At 69.5% G+C, this 17383-nt stretch carries 24 protein-coding genes; 8 read left to right on the plus strand and 16 right to left on the minus strand.

Annotated elements, in window-relative coordinates; all coding sequences use genetic code 11:
* The 3 genes from VGD44_RS08085 to VGD44_RS08095 all read left to right on the plus strand — a co-directional run.
* A partial coding sequence (locus tag VGD44_RS08085) for an ASCH domain-containing protein (RefSeq protein WP_331085704.1) occupies positions 1–431 on the plus strand: 431 nt, incomplete at its 5' end.
* Positions 428–2797, plus strand: coding sequence for a phenylalanine--tRNA ligase subunit beta (gene pheT / locus VGD44_RS08090; RefSeq protein ID WP_331085706.1), 2370 nt, complete (start codon positions 428–430; stop codon positions 2795–2797). The genes VGD44_RS08085 and pheT, both read left to right, overlap by 4 nt.
* Before the next feature lie 49 nt (positions 2798–2846).
* Positions 2847–3299 (plus strand): VOC family protein, encoded by a 453-nt coding sequence (locus tag VGD44_RS08095; RefSeq protein ID WP_331085708.1) that lies wholly within the window; start codon positions 2847–2849, stop codon positions 3297–3299.
* Here the strand turns inward: VGD44_RS08095 and VGD44_RS08100 are convergent.
* Entirely contained in the window at positions 3296–3970 is a 675-nt protein-coding gene (locus VGD44_RS08100) for a DUF1134 domain-containing protein (RefSeq protein WP_331085710.1), read from the minus strand. The two genes, VGD44_RS08095 and VGD44_RS08100, sit on opposite strands and share 4 nt — an antisense overlap.
* Before the next feature lie 183 nt (positions 3971–4153).
* Between VGD44_RS08100 and lepA the strand changes: the two genes are divergently transcribed.
* Positions 4154–5959: a translation elongation factor 4 gene (gene lepA / locus VGD44_RS08105; protein WP_331085712.1), complete on the plus strand. Its 1806-nt coding sequence runs from the start codon at positions 4154–4156 to the stop codon at positions 5957–5959.
* Positions 5960–5991: 32 nt separating this feature from the next.
* Here the strand turns inward: lepA and VGD44_RS08110 are convergent, their stop codons facing one another.
* From VGD44_RS08110 to VGD44_RS08125, 4 genes are all read right to left on the minus strand, one after another.
* Positions 5992–6609: a DUF882 domain-containing protein gene (locus tag VGD44_RS08110; protein ID WP_331085714.1), complete on the minus strand. Its 618-nt coding sequence runs from the start codon at positions 6607–6609 to the stop codon at positions 5992–5994.
* A 66-nt stretch (positions 6610–6675) separates the two neighbouring features.
* The gene (locus tag VGD44_RS08115; protein ID WP_331085716.1) at positions 6676–8121 is read right to left on the minus strand and encodes a L,D-transpeptidase family protein; all 1446 of its coding nucleotides are present in this window, start codon (positions 8119–8121) and stop codon (positions 6676–6678) included.
* A gap of 86 nt (positions 8122–8207) precedes the next feature.
* Entirely contained in the window at positions 8208–9500 is a 1293-nt protein-coding gene (locus tag VGD44_RS08120; protein WP_331085718.1) for a metal-dependent hydrolase family protein, read from the minus strand.
* 73 nt (positions 9501–9573) lie between these two features.
* Complete coding sequence (locus VGD44_RS08125; RefSeq protein ID WP_331085720.1) at positions 9574–9765, minus strand: hypothetical protein; 192 nt, start codon at positions 9763–9765, stop codon at positions 9574–9576.
* Between the two features lie 362 nt (positions 9766–10127).
* On the opposite strand from VGD44_RS08125, the gene VGD44_RS08130 reads away from it, so the two are divergent.
* Positions 10128–10319 (plus strand): hypothetical protein, encoded by a 192-nt coding sequence (locus VGD44_RS08130; RefSeq protein WP_331085722.1) that lies wholly within the window; start codon positions 10128–10130, stop codon positions 10317–10319.
* 13 nt (positions 10320–10332) lie between these two features.
* Here VGD44_RS08130 and VGD44_RS08135 read toward each other — a convergent pair whose 3' ends face one another.
* The 5 genes from VGD44_RS08135 to VGD44_RS08155 are packed head-to-tail and all read right to left on the minus strand — an operon-like array spanning position 10333 to position 11490.
* A complete protein-coding gene (locus tag VGD44_RS08135) occupies positions 10333–10539 on the minus strand; it encodes a hypothetical protein (protein WP_331085724.1) in 207 nt (68 codons plus the stop codon).
* A gap of 2 nt (positions 10540–10541) precedes the next feature.
* A complete protein-coding gene (locus VGD44_RS08140; RefSeq protein ID WP_331085726.1) occupies positions 10542–10820 on the minus strand; it encodes a hypothetical protein in 279 nt (92 codons plus the stop codon).
* 15 nt (positions 10821–10835) lie between these two features.
* Complete coding sequence (locus tag VGD44_RS08145; RefSeq protein ID WP_331085728.1) at positions 10836–11048, minus strand: hypothetical protein; 213 nt, start codon at positions 11046–11048, stop codon at positions 10836–10838.
* The gene (locus tag VGD44_RS08150) at positions 11045–11227 is read right to left on the minus strand and encodes a hypothetical protein (protein ID WP_331085730.1); all 183 of its coding nucleotides are present in this window, start codon (positions 11225–11227) and stop codon (positions 11045–11047) included. Before VGD44_RS08150 ends, VGD44_RS08145 begins: the two co-directional genes overlap by 4 nt.
* 53 nt (positions 11228–11280) lie before the next feature.
* A complete protein-coding gene (locus VGD44_RS08155; RefSeq protein ID WP_331085731.1) occupies positions 11281–11490 on the minus strand; it encodes a cold-shock protein in 210 nt (69 codons plus the stop codon).
* A 230-nt stretch (positions 11491–11720) separates the two neighbouring features.
* Between VGD44_RS08155 and VGD44_RS08160 the strand changes: the two genes are divergently transcribed.
* Both VGD44_RS08160 and VGD44_RS08165 read left to right on the plus strand, forming a co-directional pair.
* Positions 11721–11927, plus strand: coding sequence for a hypothetical protein (locus VGD44_RS08160; protein WP_331085733.1), 207 nt, complete (start codon positions 11721–11723; stop codon positions 11925–11927).
* A gap of 2 nt (positions 11928–11929) precedes the next feature.
* The gene (locus tag VGD44_RS08165) at positions 11930–12190 is read left to right on the plus strand and encodes a hypothetical protein (protein ID WP_331085735.1); all 261 of its coding nucleotides are present in this window, start codon (positions 11930–11932) and stop codon (positions 12188–12190) included.
* Here VGD44_RS08165 and VGD44_RS08170 read toward each other — a convergent pair.
* Positions 12187–12612, minus strand: coding sequence for a tautomerase family protein (locus VGD44_RS08170; protein ID WP_331085737.1), 426 nt, complete (start codon positions 12610–12612; stop codon positions 12187–12189). The genes VGD44_RS08165 and VGD44_RS08170 overlap by 4 nt on opposite strands.
* 104 nt (positions 12613–12716) lie before the next feature.
* On the opposite strand from VGD44_RS08170, the gene VGD44_RS08175 reads away from it, so the two are divergent.
* Complete coding sequence (locus VGD44_RS08175) at positions 12717–13268, plus strand: TetR/AcrR family transcriptional regulator (protein WP_331085739.1); 552 nt, start codon at positions 12717–12719, stop codon at positions 13266–13268.
* Here the strand turns inward: VGD44_RS08175 and VGD44_RS08180 are convergent.
* The 5 genes from VGD44_RS08180 to VGD44_RS08200 form a co-directional block, all read right to left on the minus strand.
* Positions 13265–14866, minus strand: coding sequence for a serine hydrolase (locus tag VGD44_RS08180; RefSeq protein ID WP_331085741.1), 1602 nt, complete (start codon positions 14864–14866; stop codon positions 13265–13267). The genes VGD44_RS08175 and VGD44_RS08180 overlap by 4 nt on opposite strands.
* A 105-nt stretch (positions 14867–14971) precedes the next feature.
* Positions 14972–16000, minus strand: a complete 1029-nt coding sequence (locus VGD44_RS08185) for a hypothetical protein (RefSeq protein WP_331085743.1) — start codon at positions 15998–16000, stop codon at positions 14972–14974.
* Positions 16001–16023: 23 nt separating this feature from the next.
* Positions 16024–16401, minus strand: a complete 378-nt coding sequence (locus tag VGD44_RS08190; RefSeq protein WP_331085746.1) for a DUF2784 domain-containing protein — start codon at positions 16399–16401, stop codon at positions 16024–16026.
* A 24-nt stretch (positions 16402–16425) separates the two neighbouring features.
* On the minus strand, positions 16426–16620 hold the full coding sequence (locus VGD44_RS08195; RefSeq protein ID WP_331085748.1) for a hypothetical protein: 195 nt from the start codon (positions 16618–16620) through the stop codon (positions 16426–16428).
* A 125-nt stretch (positions 16621–16745) separates the two neighbouring features.
* Entirely contained in the window at positions 16746–17228 is a 483-nt protein-coding gene (locus VGD44_RS08200; RefSeq protein ID WP_331085750.1) for a DUF4826 family protein, read from the minus strand.
* Between the last annotated feature and the right edge of the window lie 155 nt (positions 17229–17383).

Here is a 17383-nt window from a genome sequence, read left to right on the forward strand (position 1 = left end):
GCCTTCCAGGCGCCCAACACCGCCACGGGGCTGTCGTGAGCGTGGCCGATCAAGACTGGCGCACGCTGGAGACCTTCGCGTTCGGCGACAGCCCCGCGATGGCCGACCGGCTGCTGGGCTTCGTGCTCACGGGCGCGAAAACGGCCACCTGCTGGTCGGTCCGCGACGGACAGATCACCGAGGTGGGCAGGCGCATGGTGGCCAAGGACGGCGCCGGGCGGCCGCGCGCGGTCATCGAGACCGTGTCGCTGGAACAGGTCCGCTTCAACGAGGTCGGCTGGTCCTTCGCGCTCGCCGAGGGCGAGGGCGACGAGCACCTTGAAGAGTGGCGCGAGGGCCATCGCGCCTATTTCACCCGCAACGGCGGCTTCTCCCCGGACATGATGCTCTGGTGCGAGCGGTTCCGCCTGGTCGAGATCATCGAACCATGAAGTTCACCCTCTCCTGGCTCAAAGAGCACCTCGACACGTCCGCCGACGTCGGCGCCGTGGTCGAGGCCATGACCATGGCCGGCCTCGAGGTCGAGGACGTCGAGGATCCGGGCGGCAAGCTCGCGGCCTTCACCGTCGCCAAGGTCGTGGAGGCCGTGCAGCACCCCAACGCCGACAAGCTACGGGTCTGCCAGGTCGACACCAAGGACGGCCGCCTCGAGATCGTCTGCGGCGCGCCAAACGCGCGGGCGGGCCTGACCACGATCTACGCTCCGATCGGCGCCTATGTGCCGGGTTCGGGCGTCACGCTGGAAGCGCGCCCAGTCCGCGGCGTGGTCTCCAACGGGATGCTCTGCTCCGCCAGGGAGCTGGAAGTGGCCGAGGAGTCCGAGGGGATCATGGAGCTGCCCGATGGCCACCCCGTCGGCCAGTCCGCGGCCGAGGCCCTGGGCCTGGAAGCCGCCATCGACTTCGAGGTGACGCCGAACCGCCCCGACTGGCTGGGCGTGCGCGGCATCGCCCGCGACCTGGCCGCCGCCGGCCTCGGGACCCTGAAGCCCGACGCGATGCAGCCCGTGAGAGGCGCCTTCCCTTGCCCGATCGAGATCAAGGTCGACGGCGACGCCTGCCCGGTGTTCGCCGGCCGGCTGATCAAGGGCGTGAAGAACGGCCCCTCGCCGGAATGGCTGCAGCAGCGCCTGCTGAGCGTGGGCCTGCGTCCCATCAACGCCCTGGTCGACGTCACCAACCTGATCTCGCAGGACCGCGCGCGGCCGCTGCACGTCTATGACGCCCGGAAGCTGACCGGCCCGGTCATCGAGGCCCGCCTGGGCCGCGACGGCGAAAAGGTCGAGGCGCTCGACGGCGAGACCTACGAGGTCGGCCCCGAAATCTGTGTCATCGCCGACGGCTCGGGCGCCATCGGCCTGGGCGGCGTCATGGGCGGCGAGTCCACCAAGGTGCTGGACGAGACCACCGACGTCTTCGTCGAGTGCGCCTGGTTCGACCCGATCCGCACGGCGCAGGCCGGCCGCACCCTTGGCATCATCTCCGACGCCCAGTACCGGTTCGCGCGTGGCGTCGACCCGGAGTCCCCGGTCGCGGGCCTGGAGTACGCCACCAAGCTCATACTCGAGCTCTGCGGCGGCGAGCCGTCGGACGTGCGCGTGGCCGGCCATGCGCCGCCGCCGCCCAAGGCGATCGTCTTCGACCGCGGCTATGTGAAGAAGCTGTCGGGCCTCAATGTCTCGCCCAAGCGGATCGACGACATCCTGACGAAGCTGGGCTTCGCGGTGGACGGCGACGCGGTCACCCCGCCCAGCTGGCGCCGCGACGTGGAAGGCAAGGCCGACCTGGTCGAGGAGGTGGCGCGCATCGAGGGCTTCGACGCCCTGCCAGTCGAGCCCCTGCCCGAGATCGCCCGCCCCGCCGGCGGCGTCCTGACGTTGCGCCAGCGCCGCATGCGCGACGCGCGCCGGACCATGGCCGCCCGCGGCTACGCCGAGGCCGTCACCTGGAGCTTCATGCGCCGCGAGTGGGCCGAGCTGTTCGGCGGTGGCGACGACAAGCTGGTGCTGACCAACCCGATCGCGTCGGACCTCTCCACCATGCGCCCGTCGGCGCTGGCCAACCTGGTCGACGCGGCCGCCCGCAACGCCAGGAAAGGCTTCCCGGACGCCGCCCTGTTCGAGGTGGGCCCGAACTTCCGCGGCGACGAGCCCGGCGACCAGTGGACGGCCGTCACGGCGCTGCTCGCCCCGCACAGCCCGAAGCACTGGGCGAAGTCCGCCGGCGACCCGCTGTTTTCGCTGAAGGCCGATCTCCTCGCCCTGCTGGACGAGATGGGTGCGCCGCAACTGCAGGTAGTCCAGGGCCAGAACGCCGCCTGGTGGCATCCCGGCCGCTCGGCCCGCCTCCAGCTCGGTCCCAAGGTGGTGGTCGCCGAGTTCGGCGAACTGCACCCGCGCATCCTGAAGGCCATCGACGCCGAGGGCCCGATGCTGGCCTTCGAGCTCAACCTCGACGCCATCCCGGAGCCCAAGAAGAAGGGCGTGAAGACCAAGGCGGCGCTCGAGCTCTCGGCGCTGATGCCGCTGAAGCGCGACTTCGCCTTCGTGGTCGGCGCCGACACGCCGGCCGGCGACCTGGTCCGCCCGATCCTGGGCGCCGACAAGGCCCTGATCGCCGACGCCCGCGTGTTCGACGTCTACCAGGGCGCGGGCGTGCCCGAGGGCCAGAAGTCGGTCGCCATCGAGGTGGTCGTCCAGCCCCGCGAGAAGACCCTCACCGAGGGCGAGATCGAGGGTCTGAGCGGTCGCATCGTCGCCGCGGCCGAGAAGGCTGTGGGCGCGAAGCTGCGGGGGTAGCCGGCCGCCGATTGACTTCCGCTGCGGTCACGCTGGCTCAGTCGGCTCCATGGAAGTCAACGGCGTCGCGCACACGTTCATCACGGCGGGCGACTTCGAGAAGTCGGTCGCCTTCTATCGTCAGCTCCTGCCCTTCCTGGGCATGCGGGAGGTCGCCGACAGCCCGGACACCTATTACTGCGTGGGCGGGCGCACGGGCTTCGGCATCCGCCGGCCCGATCCCGAGCACGCTGGGGCGCGGTTCGTGCAGTTCCGGGTGGGAATGCACCATCACTGCTGGCGGGCCCGTGAGAAGGCCGATGTCGACGCGCTCTACGCCTTCCTGCTGCAGATCGGGACCAGGATCGTGCACCCGCCGCAGGACGAGCCCTGGGCGCCCGGCTACTACGCGGTCCTGTTCGAGGACCCCGACGGCATCCGCCTCGAGCTCAACTATGTCCCTGGCCGCGGCCTCTTCGACACCAAGACCCAGCGCGTCGGCGCGTCGCTGGACGAGCGCTAGAACGGGATGATGTTCCGCTTCCGGGTGTAGGCGAGGTAGCCCACGTTGGCGCCGAGGCGCAGGCCGACGCCGGCGCGTATCGGGGCCAGGGTCACGTCCTCGGCGCGCTGGTAGTTCACACCCAGGCCGCCCACCAGGTAGGCCGAGCCCTCGACGCCCGGATAGCGCTGGAAGATCGCCTCCGGGACGTGGAGATTGTAGCAGAGCGTGAAGACGCGGCTGGCGTTGCCGCCCCAGTCCCAGCCCACCGACGGGCCTTGCCAGAAGACCTCCATCGGCTCGCGGTCCTTCATGTACATCAGGCCGCGGCCATAGCGAGCGCCGACCACAAACGCGCCCGAGCCCTCTTCGCCGGCGATGTAGGCGGTGGGCCGGCCGTTCTTGGAGAACAGTCGCTCGACCGCCGCACCGGCCGCCTCGGCCGTCACGCCCAGGAAGTCGGAGACGCTGGTGACGATCTCGTCCTGGCTGTAGGTCGCAGCCTGCCCGGGCGGTGGCGGGGGCGCGCCCGTGGGGCCGGCCGACGGGTAGGCGGGCGTGGAGTTCGGTGGCGGCGGGGCCGCGGCGGGCTCCGCCGGCGGCAGCGGCTGCGAGCTGACCGGTTGGGCCCGGGCGAGCGCGGGCGCGCCCAGCGTCACGAGGCCCGAAACGATGAGTGTGCGACGATCCATGGGCGCTTCTTTCGCCTCCAAAACCTAGAATCAGATCCCGCCCAGGCGCCTTCAGTGCCGGACGTCGCCTTAACGGTGGATTAACCACGTTCGCATGGCCGGATCGCGGCGAACCTTCGTGCGCTCCAGGGTGACAAGCGGCCGCCTAGGTTGCGGCGCAATATGTGCTAAAGGCGCGCGGCTATGACCACGCCTCTCGACAAGATCCGCAACTTCTCGATCGTCGCGCACATCGACCACGGCAAGTCCACGCTGTCGGACCGTCTGATCCAGGAGACCGGGGCGCTCACCGCGCGCGAGATGTCCGAGCAGGTGCTCGACAACATGGACATCGAGCGGGAGCGGGGGATCACCATCAAGGCCCAGACCGTCCGCCTGCACTACAAGGCCGACGACGGGGAAACCTATGTCCTCAACCTGATGGATACCCCCGGCCACGTGGACTTCGCCTACGAGGTCAGCCGCAGCCTCGCCGCCTGCGAAGGCTCGATCCTGGTGGTCGACGCGTCCCAGGGCGTCGAGGCCCAGACGCTGGCCAACGTCTACCAGGCCATCGACAACAACCACGAGATCGTCCCGGTCCTGAACAAGGTCGACCTGCCGGCCGCCGAGCCCGACCGGGTCCGCCAGCAGATCGAAGACGTCATCGGCCTCGACGCCTCCGACGCCGTGGAGTGCTCGGCCAAGACCGGCCTCGGCATCCACGAGGTGCTGGAGGCCGTGGTCCATCGCCTGCCGCCGCCCAAGGGCGACCGCGACGCCCCGCTGAAGGCGCTGCTGGTCGACGCCTGGTACGACCCCTACCTCGGCGTCGTCGTCCTCGTGCGCGTGATCGACGGCGTGCTGAAGTCGGGCCAGCGCATCCGCATGATGCAGCAGGGCTCGACCCACCTGATCGACCGCATCGGCTACTTCCGGCCGAAGCGGACCGAGGTCGACGAACTGGGCCCCGGCGAGATCGGCTTCATCACCGCCCAGATCAAGGAAGTCGCCCATGCCGCCGTCGGCGACACCATCACCGACGAGCGCAAGCCCGCGGCCCAGGCGCTGCCCGGCTTCCGCGAGGTGCAGTCCGTCGTGTTCTGTGGCCTCTTCCCGGTGGACGCGGCGAAGTTCGAGGACCTGCGCGCCGCCATCGGCCGCCTGCGCCTGAACGACGCCTCCTTCACCTACGAGATGGAGACGTCCGCCGCCCTGGGCTTCGGCTTCCGCTGCGGGTTCTTAGGGTTGCTGCACCTGGAGATCATCCAGGAGCGGCTTTCCCGCGAGTTCGACCTCGACCTGATCGCGACTGCCCCCTCGGTGGTCTACAGGATCGGCCTTACCGACGGCTCCGAGATCGAGCTGCACAATCCGGCCGACCTGCCCGACCCGGTGAAGATCGCCACCATCGCCGAACCGTGGATCAAGGCCACTATCTTCACGCCCGACGAGTACCTCGGGGCCATCATCAAGCTCTGCCAGGACCGCCGCGGCCAGCAGCGTGAGCTCTCGTACGTCGGCAGCCGCGCCATGGTGATCTACGACCTGCCGCTCAACGAGGTGGTGTTCGACTTCTACGACCGCCTGAAGTCGATCTCGAAGGGTTACGCCAGCTTCGACTACTCCATCGAGGGCTACCGCGAGGGCGACCTCGTGAAGATGTCGATCCTCGTCAACGCCGAGCCGGTGGACGCGCTCTCCATGCTGGTCCACCGCGACCGGGCCGAGCAGCGCGGCCGCGGCATGGTGGAGAAGATGAAGGAGCTCATCCCGCCTCACATGTTCCAGATCCCCATCCAGGCGGCGATCGGCGGCCGGATCATCGCCCGCGAGACCGTCCGCGCGCTCCGCAAGGACGTGACGGCCAAGTGCTACGGCGGCGACGCCACCCGCAAGCGCAAGCTCCTCGACAAGCAGAAGGAGGGCAAAAAGCGCATGCGCCAGTTCGGCAAGGTTGAGATCCCGCAGGAAGCCTTCATCGCCGCGCTGAAGATGGACGCGGACTAGCGCTCTCCCTCCCCTGATCGGGTCCGCCGCCCCTACGCGCCGCCCCACCGCCGCACGCGGCCCGTGTCCACGTGCACGAAGTTGGAGACCGGGTAGTAGCCCACGCCCCCGCGGCCGAGGTCGAGGGCGGCGTTGCGCACGTGGGCAAGCTGCACGCCTTCGACGCGGATGTCGGTGGCCATGCCCTGCAAGTGCAGGCTCTTGCTGGCGACGCCGGAGCTCCTCGCGTGCAGGGCCGCGTTGGTGGCCGGCGAGCGGTAGCCGGAGATGATCTGGAACGGCCGGTCGGTCTCCAGGCGCGCCCCGAGCTCGTGGAAGATGTCGAACAGGCCGGGGTCCATGGCGTGCTGCTGGCCGTTGCGCCAGTCGCGCAGCGCGAAGCGCGCTTCGGCCAGGGCGTCGTTGAGGTAGCGGCCGTTCTCCCAGTAGACGGTCTTCACGGTGTCGCCAGTGTGTAGGTTGTGCAGGAAGAGCCGGCGCACGTCGGCGGCGGGACGCGTCTGGACGGCGGGCGCGGCCAGGGCCGGCGGCGGCGTGACGGGAGGCGCGACCGTGGGCGCGCGCGGCGGGAGCTTGGCGGCCGCGCCGAGGGCGGCCGAGCCGATGAGGGCGCCGCCGCCCAGGATGAAGGCGCGTCTCTGCGGATCCAAGGATCGCTCCGGGTGAAGGCGCGAAGGTGCGCGGGGCTCCCCCAGGTGCGCACTGGAGCCGGAAGATCAAGCGGAGCCGGGCTTTTGTGCGTCAAGCCGCCGCAGGACCTCGGCGTCCCAGCCGTAGACGTCGGGGCGGAAGGCCGTGACGCCGCCTGCCTGCGCGAAGGCCGTCATGTAGGCTAGGATCACCTGGACGGGACGGTCGAGCTTGACCTCCGTCGTCTCCCCGCTCGCCAGCGTCGTGGCGATGCGGTCGGGCGACCATCCCGGCTGGGTCGAGAGCAGGAGCTGCGCCAGGTCCAGCGCCCGCTCCAGGCGCACGCAGCCGTGGCTGACCGAGCGCTGCTCGCGCGCGAAGGCGGCCTTGGCCGGCGTGTCGTGCAGATAGACGGAATAGCGGTTGTCGAAGAGGAATTTCACCTGGCCCAGCGCGTTCTCAGGACCCGGCTGCTGGACGAGGCGCACGCCTTCCTCGCCGGCCGTCTCCACGAAGCCGAGGCGCTGCAGATAGCCCGGCCCCTTCGGCAGGATCTCGTCGTTGGCGATGCTGTCCGGCACGTTCCAAGTGGGGTTGAGCACGATGCGATCGACCTTCGAGGCCAGGAGCGGCGTCTCGTCGCCGGGCTTGCCGGCGGCGGCGCGCATGCTGAGCACCGGCCGGCCGCCGCGGTAGACGTCGACCAGGCCCGCGGCGCTGTTGGCCTCGATCCGGTCGGCCTCGAGACGCCGCGGCAGCCAGCGCAGGCGTTCGAGGTTGGCGCGGATCTGAGCGAGGCGCGCCTCCACGGGCGTATTCAGGGCCGTGCGCAGGTCGGCGTCCGCCTCCCCGGTCGGGTGCTGGCCGTAGCGCAGCTGCGCGCGCCGCACGGCCTCGGCCAACGCCGCGTCGAAACGGTCGCCGGCGCCCGCGTCCGCGGCGGGATCCTCGACTGCGAGCCTGGCCCGCAGGCTCGCCACCGCCGGACCGCCGGCGCCCGCCCGCAGCGTCCCGCTGTCGGACAGTTGCGGCCAGCCGCCGGCCGCCTGGATCTTCTGGTAGTCGGCGTAGGCGGCGCGCAGGGCCTGGTACTGCGACGACGACGGCGGCAGCGCCTTCGCCCAGGCGTCCAGCCTTCCCGCCTGGGCCGCCGCCGTGAACTCGGCCTCAGCGTCGTACTGCGCCGACCGGGCGCCCCACGCGGGGTCCATCGCGCGTCGGGGGATCGCGTAGCCGCGCAAGGCCCGCGCGTAGGCCAGCGCCGCCTGCCGCAGTTGGGCCCGGGCGGCGCGGTCGCCGTCATCCAGCCGCTCGGCAAGGCCCTGTTCGCCGAAGGCGCCGGGCTGGAAGCCGTGACTGGGCGCTTCGGACAGGGCGCTGAGCAGGACCTGGACCTGTCCCGGCTTCAGGTCTGCGGCCCGGCCCGAGCTGGCGGCGCCGGGCAGCCGGTCGCAGGCCGGCGTCGCGATGGCGGTTGCCGTGAGGACCGCGGCGAAGACGAGGCGGGGGAGGCTGGCAGGAAGACGCGGCATGCAGGCCCTTCACAAACGTTGAGAGCCATCAACGCCGCAGCCACGCTTGGGGTCCCGCGCTGGCCCCACGCTCGAGGTTTCAGGACTCAGGGCGCGACCACGCGGCCCGCCTTCATCACGCCCGCCACGCGCTCCAGCACCGAGACGTCCACGAGCGGATCGCCCTCTACCGCCACCAGGTCTGCCGCGAACCCAGGCGCCGCCTGGCCGATCTCGGGCTCCAGCCCCAGCGCCGCGGCGGCCTCGGTGGTCGCCGCGCGGATCGCCTGCGCCGGCGTCATGCCGTAGCGGACCATGTAGGCGAACTGCCTGGCGCCCAGCCCGACGGGATAGACCGCCGCGTCGGTGCCGAAGGTCAGCTTTGCGCCCGCCGCCACGGCCTTCCTGAACGCCTCGCGCTGGACATCGGTGGTCTCGCGGTTCTTGCGCAGGTATTCGGCCGGCCAGCCTTCCTTGGTCCCGAACTCCGCGATCCAGTCGCCGTTGTAGATGTCCATGTCGAGCCAGACGCCGCGCGCCTTGGCGAGCGCGATGCCCTCATCGTCGATCAGGCTGGCGTGCTCGATCGTGCGGGCGCCGGCACGGATGGCGGCCTTGACCCCCTCGGCGCCGTGGGCGTGGGCGATGCAGTACTTGCCCAGCGTCCGCGCCTCGTCGCAGGCGGCCTTGATCTCGGCCTCGGAGAGCTCCAGCGCGCCGGGGTCGCTGCCCACCGCCAGCACGGCGCCGGTGGCGATGATCTTGATGAAGTCGGCCCCGCCGCCGATCAGCCGCCGCACCGCCGCGCGCGCCTGCGCCGGGCCGCTCACTTCGCCGATGCGGAACTCCGGCGGCGGAACCTGGCCCTTGGGCAGGCCGGTGACCGCGCCGCCCCCGCCGGGCTTCGTCACATAGCCGCCGGAGACGAGCATCCGGGGGCCCTCGACCCAGCCCTGCGCGATGGCGTCGCGCAGCACGACATCCGACAGCCCTCGGTAGACGCCCACGTCGCGCACCGTGGTGAAGCCCGAGCGCAGCATGATGCGCGCAGCCTCGGCGCCCTTCAGCGCCGTCTCGCCCGGCCCATGCTTGAGCGGCTCGGTCGGGTCGCGGGACTGACCGAAGCCATCGGCGAGGTGGGTGTGCAGGTCGATGAGGCCGGGCAGGACCGTGTAGCGCGACCAGTCAATGACCGGGCCATCCGCCGGCGCGCCCGTCCAGGCGGACACGGCCGCTATCCTGCCGTCGACGATCCGGATGAGACGGTCGGGCTGGGCCTCGCCCCCGACGGGATCGATGAGCCGCCCGGCGTGGACGTACGACGTCTCCGCCTGCGCGCCCGGCGCGACGAGGGCGACAATGGCCAGGGCCAGCCCGGCGAGCGCGCGCGTCCCACCCATGCCGCCTTCTTCTCCCGCGCCGACTAGGACGGCAGGCTTCCCGACTCTGCGGCAGGGGGCAAGTGCGGTGGCGCTATCCGGCCTTGGCGAAGCGAGCGGCGCGTTCGATCGCCCGGTGCTCTTCCTGGTCGGCGAGCTCGGTCCAGACCAGGGCCGCCCGCGCATGCTTGGCGCGCACCTGCTCGAGTGGCGTGGCGGCGACGGCCGCCTCTTCTGCGGCAGCGCGGGCGCGATACTCTTCGGACCGGATCGGGTATTGGCTCACGCAGCCTCCTTCGCGCCTCACGCCAAAGTGGATCAGCGCCGTTCGCTCTATATATAGGTAGCCCCGAAAGCTTTTCCAGTCTTAGCGACCGCATGAGCGAAAATTCAAGTCTCGCTTCCACTCAGAAATCGACCTTGTCTTCTGAGATTCTGAATTTGTCACGCTACGATTACCCCGAAGAGTGGTACCATCGAAAACTTGGTCGTCCGCTCTTGGAGGACCTGAAATCTTGGAGTCTTGGCATGGCTAAGGGTCAGAAGCGGTCCAGCAAGGAGCCTCGCAAGCCCAAGCAGCCCGTCGCAAAAGCCGCCGTCCCCGCGCACAACAGCGCGCTGGCCGGCGCGTTCCGGAAGGCCTGAAGCATGGGACTGCGCTCATGGCTCGCCGGCCTGCGTGAGGATGACGCCGCGGTCCGCTCCGAGATCTGGCGGCTGGGCAATGCCCATCGCGGCGAACCGCTCGAGGGCGCGCTCCAGGAATTGAAGGATCCCGACATCGGCGTCGAGCAGGCGCTGCTGCTACGGGCCTGCATTCGCCAGCTCGAGGCGCGATAGCGCCGCACGCCGGTCAGATGATGGATTGGCCACCCGCCAGCCGGGCGAGGTAGGCGATGCCGGCCGTGGTGATGTCCCACCCCTGGCGGCTGCGGCTGGCCAGGCCCAGCTCGGTGAGTTGCTGGGCGTCGGCAATGCGCAGGAAGGGCGTGACGTTGCCCCCGTGCTTGTCCGAGAGATTGCGCAGCGCCGCCAGTTCTCCTGTGGTCAGCGCCCGCATGGTCAGACCCTGACTTCGACGAAGACGTCGCCGCCGCCGTCCGAGTGGCCCAGCATGGTCATTCGCAATTGTTCGCCGCTCTCGAGCATCAGCGTGCCTTCACCGGCCTGGAAGGCCTGCCGGGCCAGCTCGGGACTGACGCTGATGGAGCCGCGCAGGCGGGCCACACCCAGCCGCAGGCGCGTCGGGTCGCCCTCGATCGCGTAGTCGGCGGGGCCGGAGTGGCCCAGGAACTTGATGTGCCCTGCGCCCTGGAAAACGGGCAGTTGCTTGCGGATCACGCTGCGGCTCCCGGCCTAGAAGACGGTGGTCGAGACGCCCCACAGGCGCCGGTTGATCTCGCTGGCGAGCGTCTCGGCGTCGGTGAGGGACACATCCGGCCGCAGGTCCAGCGTGAAGAGCGAGTTGCTGTAGGAGGAGACAAGGCCCGTCGTCGGCTCGAACGCCAGGTAGGGGGATCCGTCCGCGCGGGTCTGAACGGTACATCGGTGCTGCTGCTCGGGGGTCATTGCAGAATACTCCTGTCGCCCTGCGCGCGGCGACGGTTGAGGCGCTCGATCAAGTCCTCGGCGTCCAGCCAGGCCATGCCGGCCTGCGCGGCGCCCGAGAGCACGACCGCCTCGCCCGTCCACCGATCGAACACGGTCCACCCGTGCGGATCGCGCCGGACGTCGTACTGGATCGCCAAGGTCGGACCTCCGTCCGAGAGGGGGCCCGCAAGGGGCCACCCCGGGACTGGCGTCAGGCGGCCTGAAGCTGACCCGCCGACATCTTGCCGCTCTTGCGGTCGCGCTCGAGCTCGAAGCTGACCTTCTGGCCTTCGTTCAGGCCGCTCATACCGGCGCGCTCGACGGCCGAGATGTGCACGAACACGTCGTTGCCGCCGTCGTCAGGCTGGATGAAGCCAAAGCCCTTTTGGCCGTTGAACCACTTAACAGTACCAGTTTGCATATACGTCCCTTTCGGACATGAGTTTTCGCGCCCAGGATGGGCTTGAAGATCAAATTTTCGAAGAGGGTCGATGACGAATCCGGGACTGAAATCTGTGATTTCGGCGCGGATGGCAGACGAGCCAGAGCGAGATTTGACCGGATAGAGATGCGCCTAATCCAGCCCAGTGGCAAGTAACATCTGGAAAAAACTGCCGAAGCGCTGCCGCAATTGTATGCTAGACACCTCAAATGCGCATGCTACCCGATAGGGCGGTCCTGACCGTCACAAGACACGACGGCGTTTGGCGCGTCGAACACGAGGGCGAGACCTTCGGCCACTCGCCGGACAAGGAAATCGCCAAGGCCGCCGCCAACCGCCACGCCCGCGAGATGCAGGATCGCGGCCGCGCCTGCCAGGTGCGGGTGTACGGCGAACACGGCTTCTGGGCGGCTTGAAGATGGCCAAGAGCCCGCCGCCTCGCCCGCCTGTCACGCCCGACGCCCGCTTCCGCGGCCAGATCGAGGCGGCCGTCGCCGAGGGCGTCGCGCCCGAGGACATGACGCTGCGGCTGACGCTCCGCGACACCCACCTGATGAGCCGCGACCCGACGACCCCGGTCGCCGACATCAGCTACGTGGGCGGCGTGATGCGCTTCCTCGGCGTGCGGATCGAGAAGGGCGGCGTTGACGCCAGCACGCTCGACCGCGGCCCGCGCTAGGCGCCGGTAAGCGCGCTCGGGCGGTTCTCCGCGATCCAGCGCTTCTCATCCTCGGTGTTGGGCAGCGGCGGGCGGACGCCCTGGATCGACCACAGCTCGAACGACGTCTCGTCGATATGGAATTCCCAGTCGAAGCCCTTGTCGCGGATGAACGGCGCCAGCGCCTCGTCGCACTGGCCGATCCACCAGGTCCGCGCCTCGGGCGTCGGCAGGGTGCGCGCGATGTGGTCCACCCAGATGCGCACGAAATTCGTCGCCGGCTGACCGCCGACGAAGAACGCGTCACCCGCCACCTCCTGGAACACCACGCCCACGTAGAACTTCGGCAGGCGCGAATATAGCGCGGTGATCCGCTCCGAGAGCTGCTGCTTGTCGTCGGCCGTGAAGGCGCCGACCGGGTGGTAGATCTTCCAGAGGGGCATGGCTGTCTCGCTTCGCCTTAATAATGACGATCATCATTTATATCGACAGGCAGCCTGTCAACGTCAATAATGATGTTCATACGCATAAGGACCGGACGGAGCGGATGCGGATCAGCAAGGAGCAAGCGGCGCAGAACCGCGAACGCGTGGTCGAGGCGGCCTCGGCGCTATTCCGCGAGCGCGGGTTCGACGGGGTGGCGGTGGCCGACCTAATGCGCGCCGCGGGCTTCACCCACGGCGGCTTCTACAACCACTTCCCGACCAAGGAGGCGCTGGCCACCGAATCGCTCACCCGCGCCTTCGACGACATGGCCGCCGTCCGCGCCAAGAGCGCCGACATGGCGGAGATGCTGTCCGGCTACCTCTCGAACGCCGCCCGCCGCGCGCCCGGGAAGACCTGCCCCGCCGCCGCCCTCGCCGGCGACGTGGCGCGCCAGCCCGCGCCCGTCCGCACCGCCTTCGCCGACGGCGTGGACGCCATGATCGAGAGCTTCGCCGCCCAGATCGGCGGACCCGGCGCGCGCGAACGGGCCACCGCCCTGCTGGCGAAGATGGTGGGCGGGCTGATGCTGGCCCGCGGCGTCCCCGACGATCACCCGCTGGCCGACGCGCTCCTGACGGCCACGCTTGCGAGCTGCTTGGACGACGTAGCTTAAGCCGGCGGCGGGGCGTGCTCCGCGGCCGAGACAAAGCCGTCCTTGTCCACGTCGCGCTGCGCGAACATCGACTCGGCGAGCTCGGCGTAGCCCAGCGACGCCACCATCGCCCGGAACTCCGGCGCATCGAGCCGACCGTCGCCGTTGCGGTCATTCGCCTTGAACGCCGCAAGCCGCACTGGCTCGCTGGGCCGGCCGTTGAAGACCGGTGGCAGGGCGGCCACGCGCCCATCCTTCGTCCGGAACGTCGCGCGCTGCAGGATCATGCTGGTGAGCTGCGAGGCCCGGCCGGGCGGCGCGACGTTGGTCAGCACGACCACGACTGCCTGCCCGTCCCCCACGATCCGCAGCTCGCCGTTCATGCCCGGTGCGCCGCCGCCATGGCCGTAGACCCGAAGCTCATCGGTCGATGAGTCCATGAAGCCGAAGGCATAGCTGCCGTTGACCTTCCGCGTGGTGAGCAGCCGCGTATGCGCCGCGTCGAGCAGGCGATGGCTTGTCAGCGCGTTCGCGAAGGCCAGGAAGTCTCCCACGGTGGAATAGCCACCACCGGCCGACGTGCCGCTGTAGGGCAGGCTGTCGGCGTTCGAGCGAAATCCCTCCGCCGTCACTGTGTAGCCCTTGGTCCGGCCCTCGACCGCCACGTCCTCGGCTGCAAAGCCCGAGCGGGTCATGCCCGCCGGCCTGAAGATCCGGTCGCGGACGTAGTCGGCGTAGGGCTGTCCCGAGGCCTCCTCCACGATCCGGCCCAGCAGGATGAAGCCGTAGTTGGCGTACTTGTGCCGGGTCCCCGGCGCGAACTCGGGCCCGCGGTCGCCATAGAGCGCCACGTAGTCCTTCAGCGTCTTCACCTCGAGCCGCTTCTCGAAGTACTTCGGGCCGAAGATGTCGCCCACGCCGCCGGTGTGGGTCAGGAGCTGCCAGACGGTGACCTTCTGCGCGACGTCGCCGTTGGGGTAGTCTTTCAGGTACGCGCCCACCGGCGCGTCCAGTTTGACCTTGCCCGCCTGGACCAATTGCAGGATCGCCACGGCGGTCATCATCTTGTTCATCGAGCCCACGCGGAAACGGCTCTCCAGCGTGTTGGGCGTCCCGGCCTCACGGTCGGCTAGGCCGCGGGCCGCCGTGAACACCGGCTTGCCGTCGCGGGCCACGACCACCGCGCCCGAGAAATCGGTCTTGGTCATGTAGTCGCTGATGAAGGCGCCGAGCGCCTTGTCGTCCAGCCGTCCGACGGCCGGCGCGCCGGGCGGCGGGGCCATCGCCGCGCCGCGCCAGTTCGTCAGCGCCCCGTCGGGGCCGAACGACCAGGTGGCGCGCATGTAGCGCCCCGAGATCCGCTCGCGCACCACCGCCACCACCTGGGCGTCGGTCGCCTGCTCCACCGCGACGAGGTCCAGGCCGCCGGATTCCGCGCGCATCGGGAATGCCCGCGGGTCGACCTTCACGAGCGCCGCCGGGTCCGGATCGTTCATGGCGTCGAGCCACCGCCGCACGTACTGGCCCGAAGGCGCCTGCGACAGGTCCTGCGCAACCGCCGGGCCCGCCGCGAGCATCACCGAAAGCGCAATCGCCGCGCCACGTACGCGTCCACCCATGCCCGTGTTCCCTCGAATCCCGGAGGCAGCAGGCTTTCCAATTACGGCCGTAACTTGGCGACGCGCTTGCGCGCCCGTTTCCAAACCACGTCAGCTCGCCCGGCCCTACTCGCCCACCTCGACCTTCTCGGGCGCCTTGCCCTCGGCCTCGGCGCGCCGCGCGCCGCCGAGGATGCCGGGGAGCGCGTAGTTCCCCTCGTGGCAGGCGTACTCGTAGACCGGCCCCTTGGCGGCGTTCAGCGGCATCTCGCCCCGCCAGGCCTTCGTGTAGACGGCTGGGTCGTCCACCGTGAACTGGTAGAGGATCTGCCGCTCCGAGATGCGGGTGAACCGCTCGGTGACCTTGGCGTCCTTCGACACGAAGAAGGTGGTCGGGATGCCGGGCCGCAGCTGTTCGCCTGGATTGAAGTGGGTGGTCTCGACGACCAGCGTGTCGCCTTCCCACCAGCCGACGCTGTCGCCCATCCACAGCCGGATGTGCGCCGGCGGCTTCTTACGATCGGCCAGGCGGATGATGCGCGCGTCGTGGTTCATCTCCACCACGATGACCACGTGATCCTTGGCCTGCTGGATCTGGTAGGTGTTGTTGTAGAGCACGTTCATCATCGGCGGCCCGGCCGTCGAGCCGAAGCCCATCAGGCAGCGCTCGGCCACCTGCCGCGCCTCGGGGCCGTCGAAGTTGGTCTGGATCTTCACCACTTCGGCCATGAACGCCTTCCGGCCCTCGGGGCTGTAGGGCAGCTTGCCGTCCGCCGGCTCCACCAGCCACGACGAGCGCCGCTCGGCGCCGATCATGCCCACGTGCGTGCCCGGATCGATCCAGAAGGCGTTGTAGCCGCCCACGTCCTGGCCTGCCTTCGGCGGCGGCGCGTTGGGATCGGTGTCGCGGGCGTCGGCCGAGCGCATTAGAGCGTAGCCCTGCTCCAGCGTCTTGGCCTGCGCCTCGCTGATCACCAGCTCCTTGAACTGGTTCGGCCGTTCCAGCTGGGTGACCGAGGCGTTGGACCAGGTCCCGGAGAAGTCGGGCTGGCCGAAACCGTTGCGCGGGGCCTTGTAGTCGCCGGCCCAGGCCGAGCCGGCCAGCGCCACGGCGACCACGCCCGCCAACGCATACCGAAGGGTGGAAGCCGCCATCCTGGTCCTCCGAACTTTGGTATTCAGAGTATGCGCCGTTCCGGCCGCACGAACCACCACAGCGCCACGACGTAGGCGAACACCGCCACATACGCCGCCGTGAACGCCCACATCGGCAGGGGCCAGAAGATCACGCTGTTGACCCAGCGCATGATCAGGGGATCCTCGGTCCCGCCGCCGGTGAGGGCCCCTTGCCAGTCGGTGAGGAAGCAGGCGCGTCCCAGCACGGCCTGCAGCGCCACCACTGCCAGCGAACCAAGGTGCAGGAGGCGCAGCCATCGCAGCCGCACCCAGCGCCAGCGCAACGCCGCGCCCACCGGGACGAGCACCAGGCCCGCGACGTTGAAGGCAATGACGACGATGTGGACGGCCAGCACCAGCTGGCCGAGGGTGGGGTTCATACGCCCACCCTACGCTTGAAAGGGCTAGAGCTGGTTGAACTCGCCGCAGCGGCAGCGGACGACCACGTCGGCCAGGAAGCTGCGGTCGGCGCGGATCAGCTCCTCGCCGCACGCGCCGCAGGCGAACGCCGAGCCTTCGCCGTCACGGGGGGCCTCGTCGGCCTGGAGGACGGTGCGGCGGCCCACGAACAGGCCGGGGAAGGTACGCAACTCGATCATCACTCTGCTCCAGGATGGGCCACCGGCCACGACGTCGCTCTTCGCACTGCAACATCAATACCGCAAGCCATGTTGCGCCGCGATGACAGCGTTCTGCGGCAAAGCTCGAAAGGGACAGGCTGAGCTCAGTCTGGAACCGATTGCGCGAGCGGAACGAGCTTCTGCCGGATGAAGTCGACCCGGCTCAGCAGCATCTCCGCATGCTCGGCAGTCGGCGCGACCTCGATCGGATAGCTGTCGGACAAATCCCGACCCGCCAGCACGTTGTCGGCCCAGTCCTGCGCAATCGCGCAGTACAGCCGCAGCGCCCGCTCCGGTGTCAGCATATCATCCGTTTCGAAATGCATTGACGGCAGATCGCCGACGACCACCCACCGCTCCGAGTCCTCGGGCTTCCCCCCCGGCACGAACCTGACAAGAAAGAGCCCCAGCATGGGGGCGACGCCAAACGCCAGCACGAGATCGTCGATCTCGGGCGCCCAGCTATCAGCCTTCATGAAGGCGCGCGCCTCGGTCGCCAACTTCTCGAGTTCGGCGACCTCCTCCGCACTCTCGTAGTCGATGTCGAGACCGACGGGGAATTGGGACGTGTCCACGAGCGTGACCATGGCGAGACGATAGCCATGGCCACTCGACTCGGAAAGAACAAAAAGACAACTGGCGAGGTCCGACTCCGTCGACGCCGTCAGGCAATGAGATCCTCGCGAGGGAGATCATCCTCGCTCGAGTAGCCCAGCATGTCGTTCCAGAAGTGCACGGGGGT

Origin of the sequence: Phenylobacterium sp. (assembly GCF_036402295.1) — a bacterium.
Classification (GTDB): domain Bacteria; phylum Pseudomonadota; class Alphaproteobacteria; order Caulobacterales; family Caulobacteraceae; genus Phenylobacterium.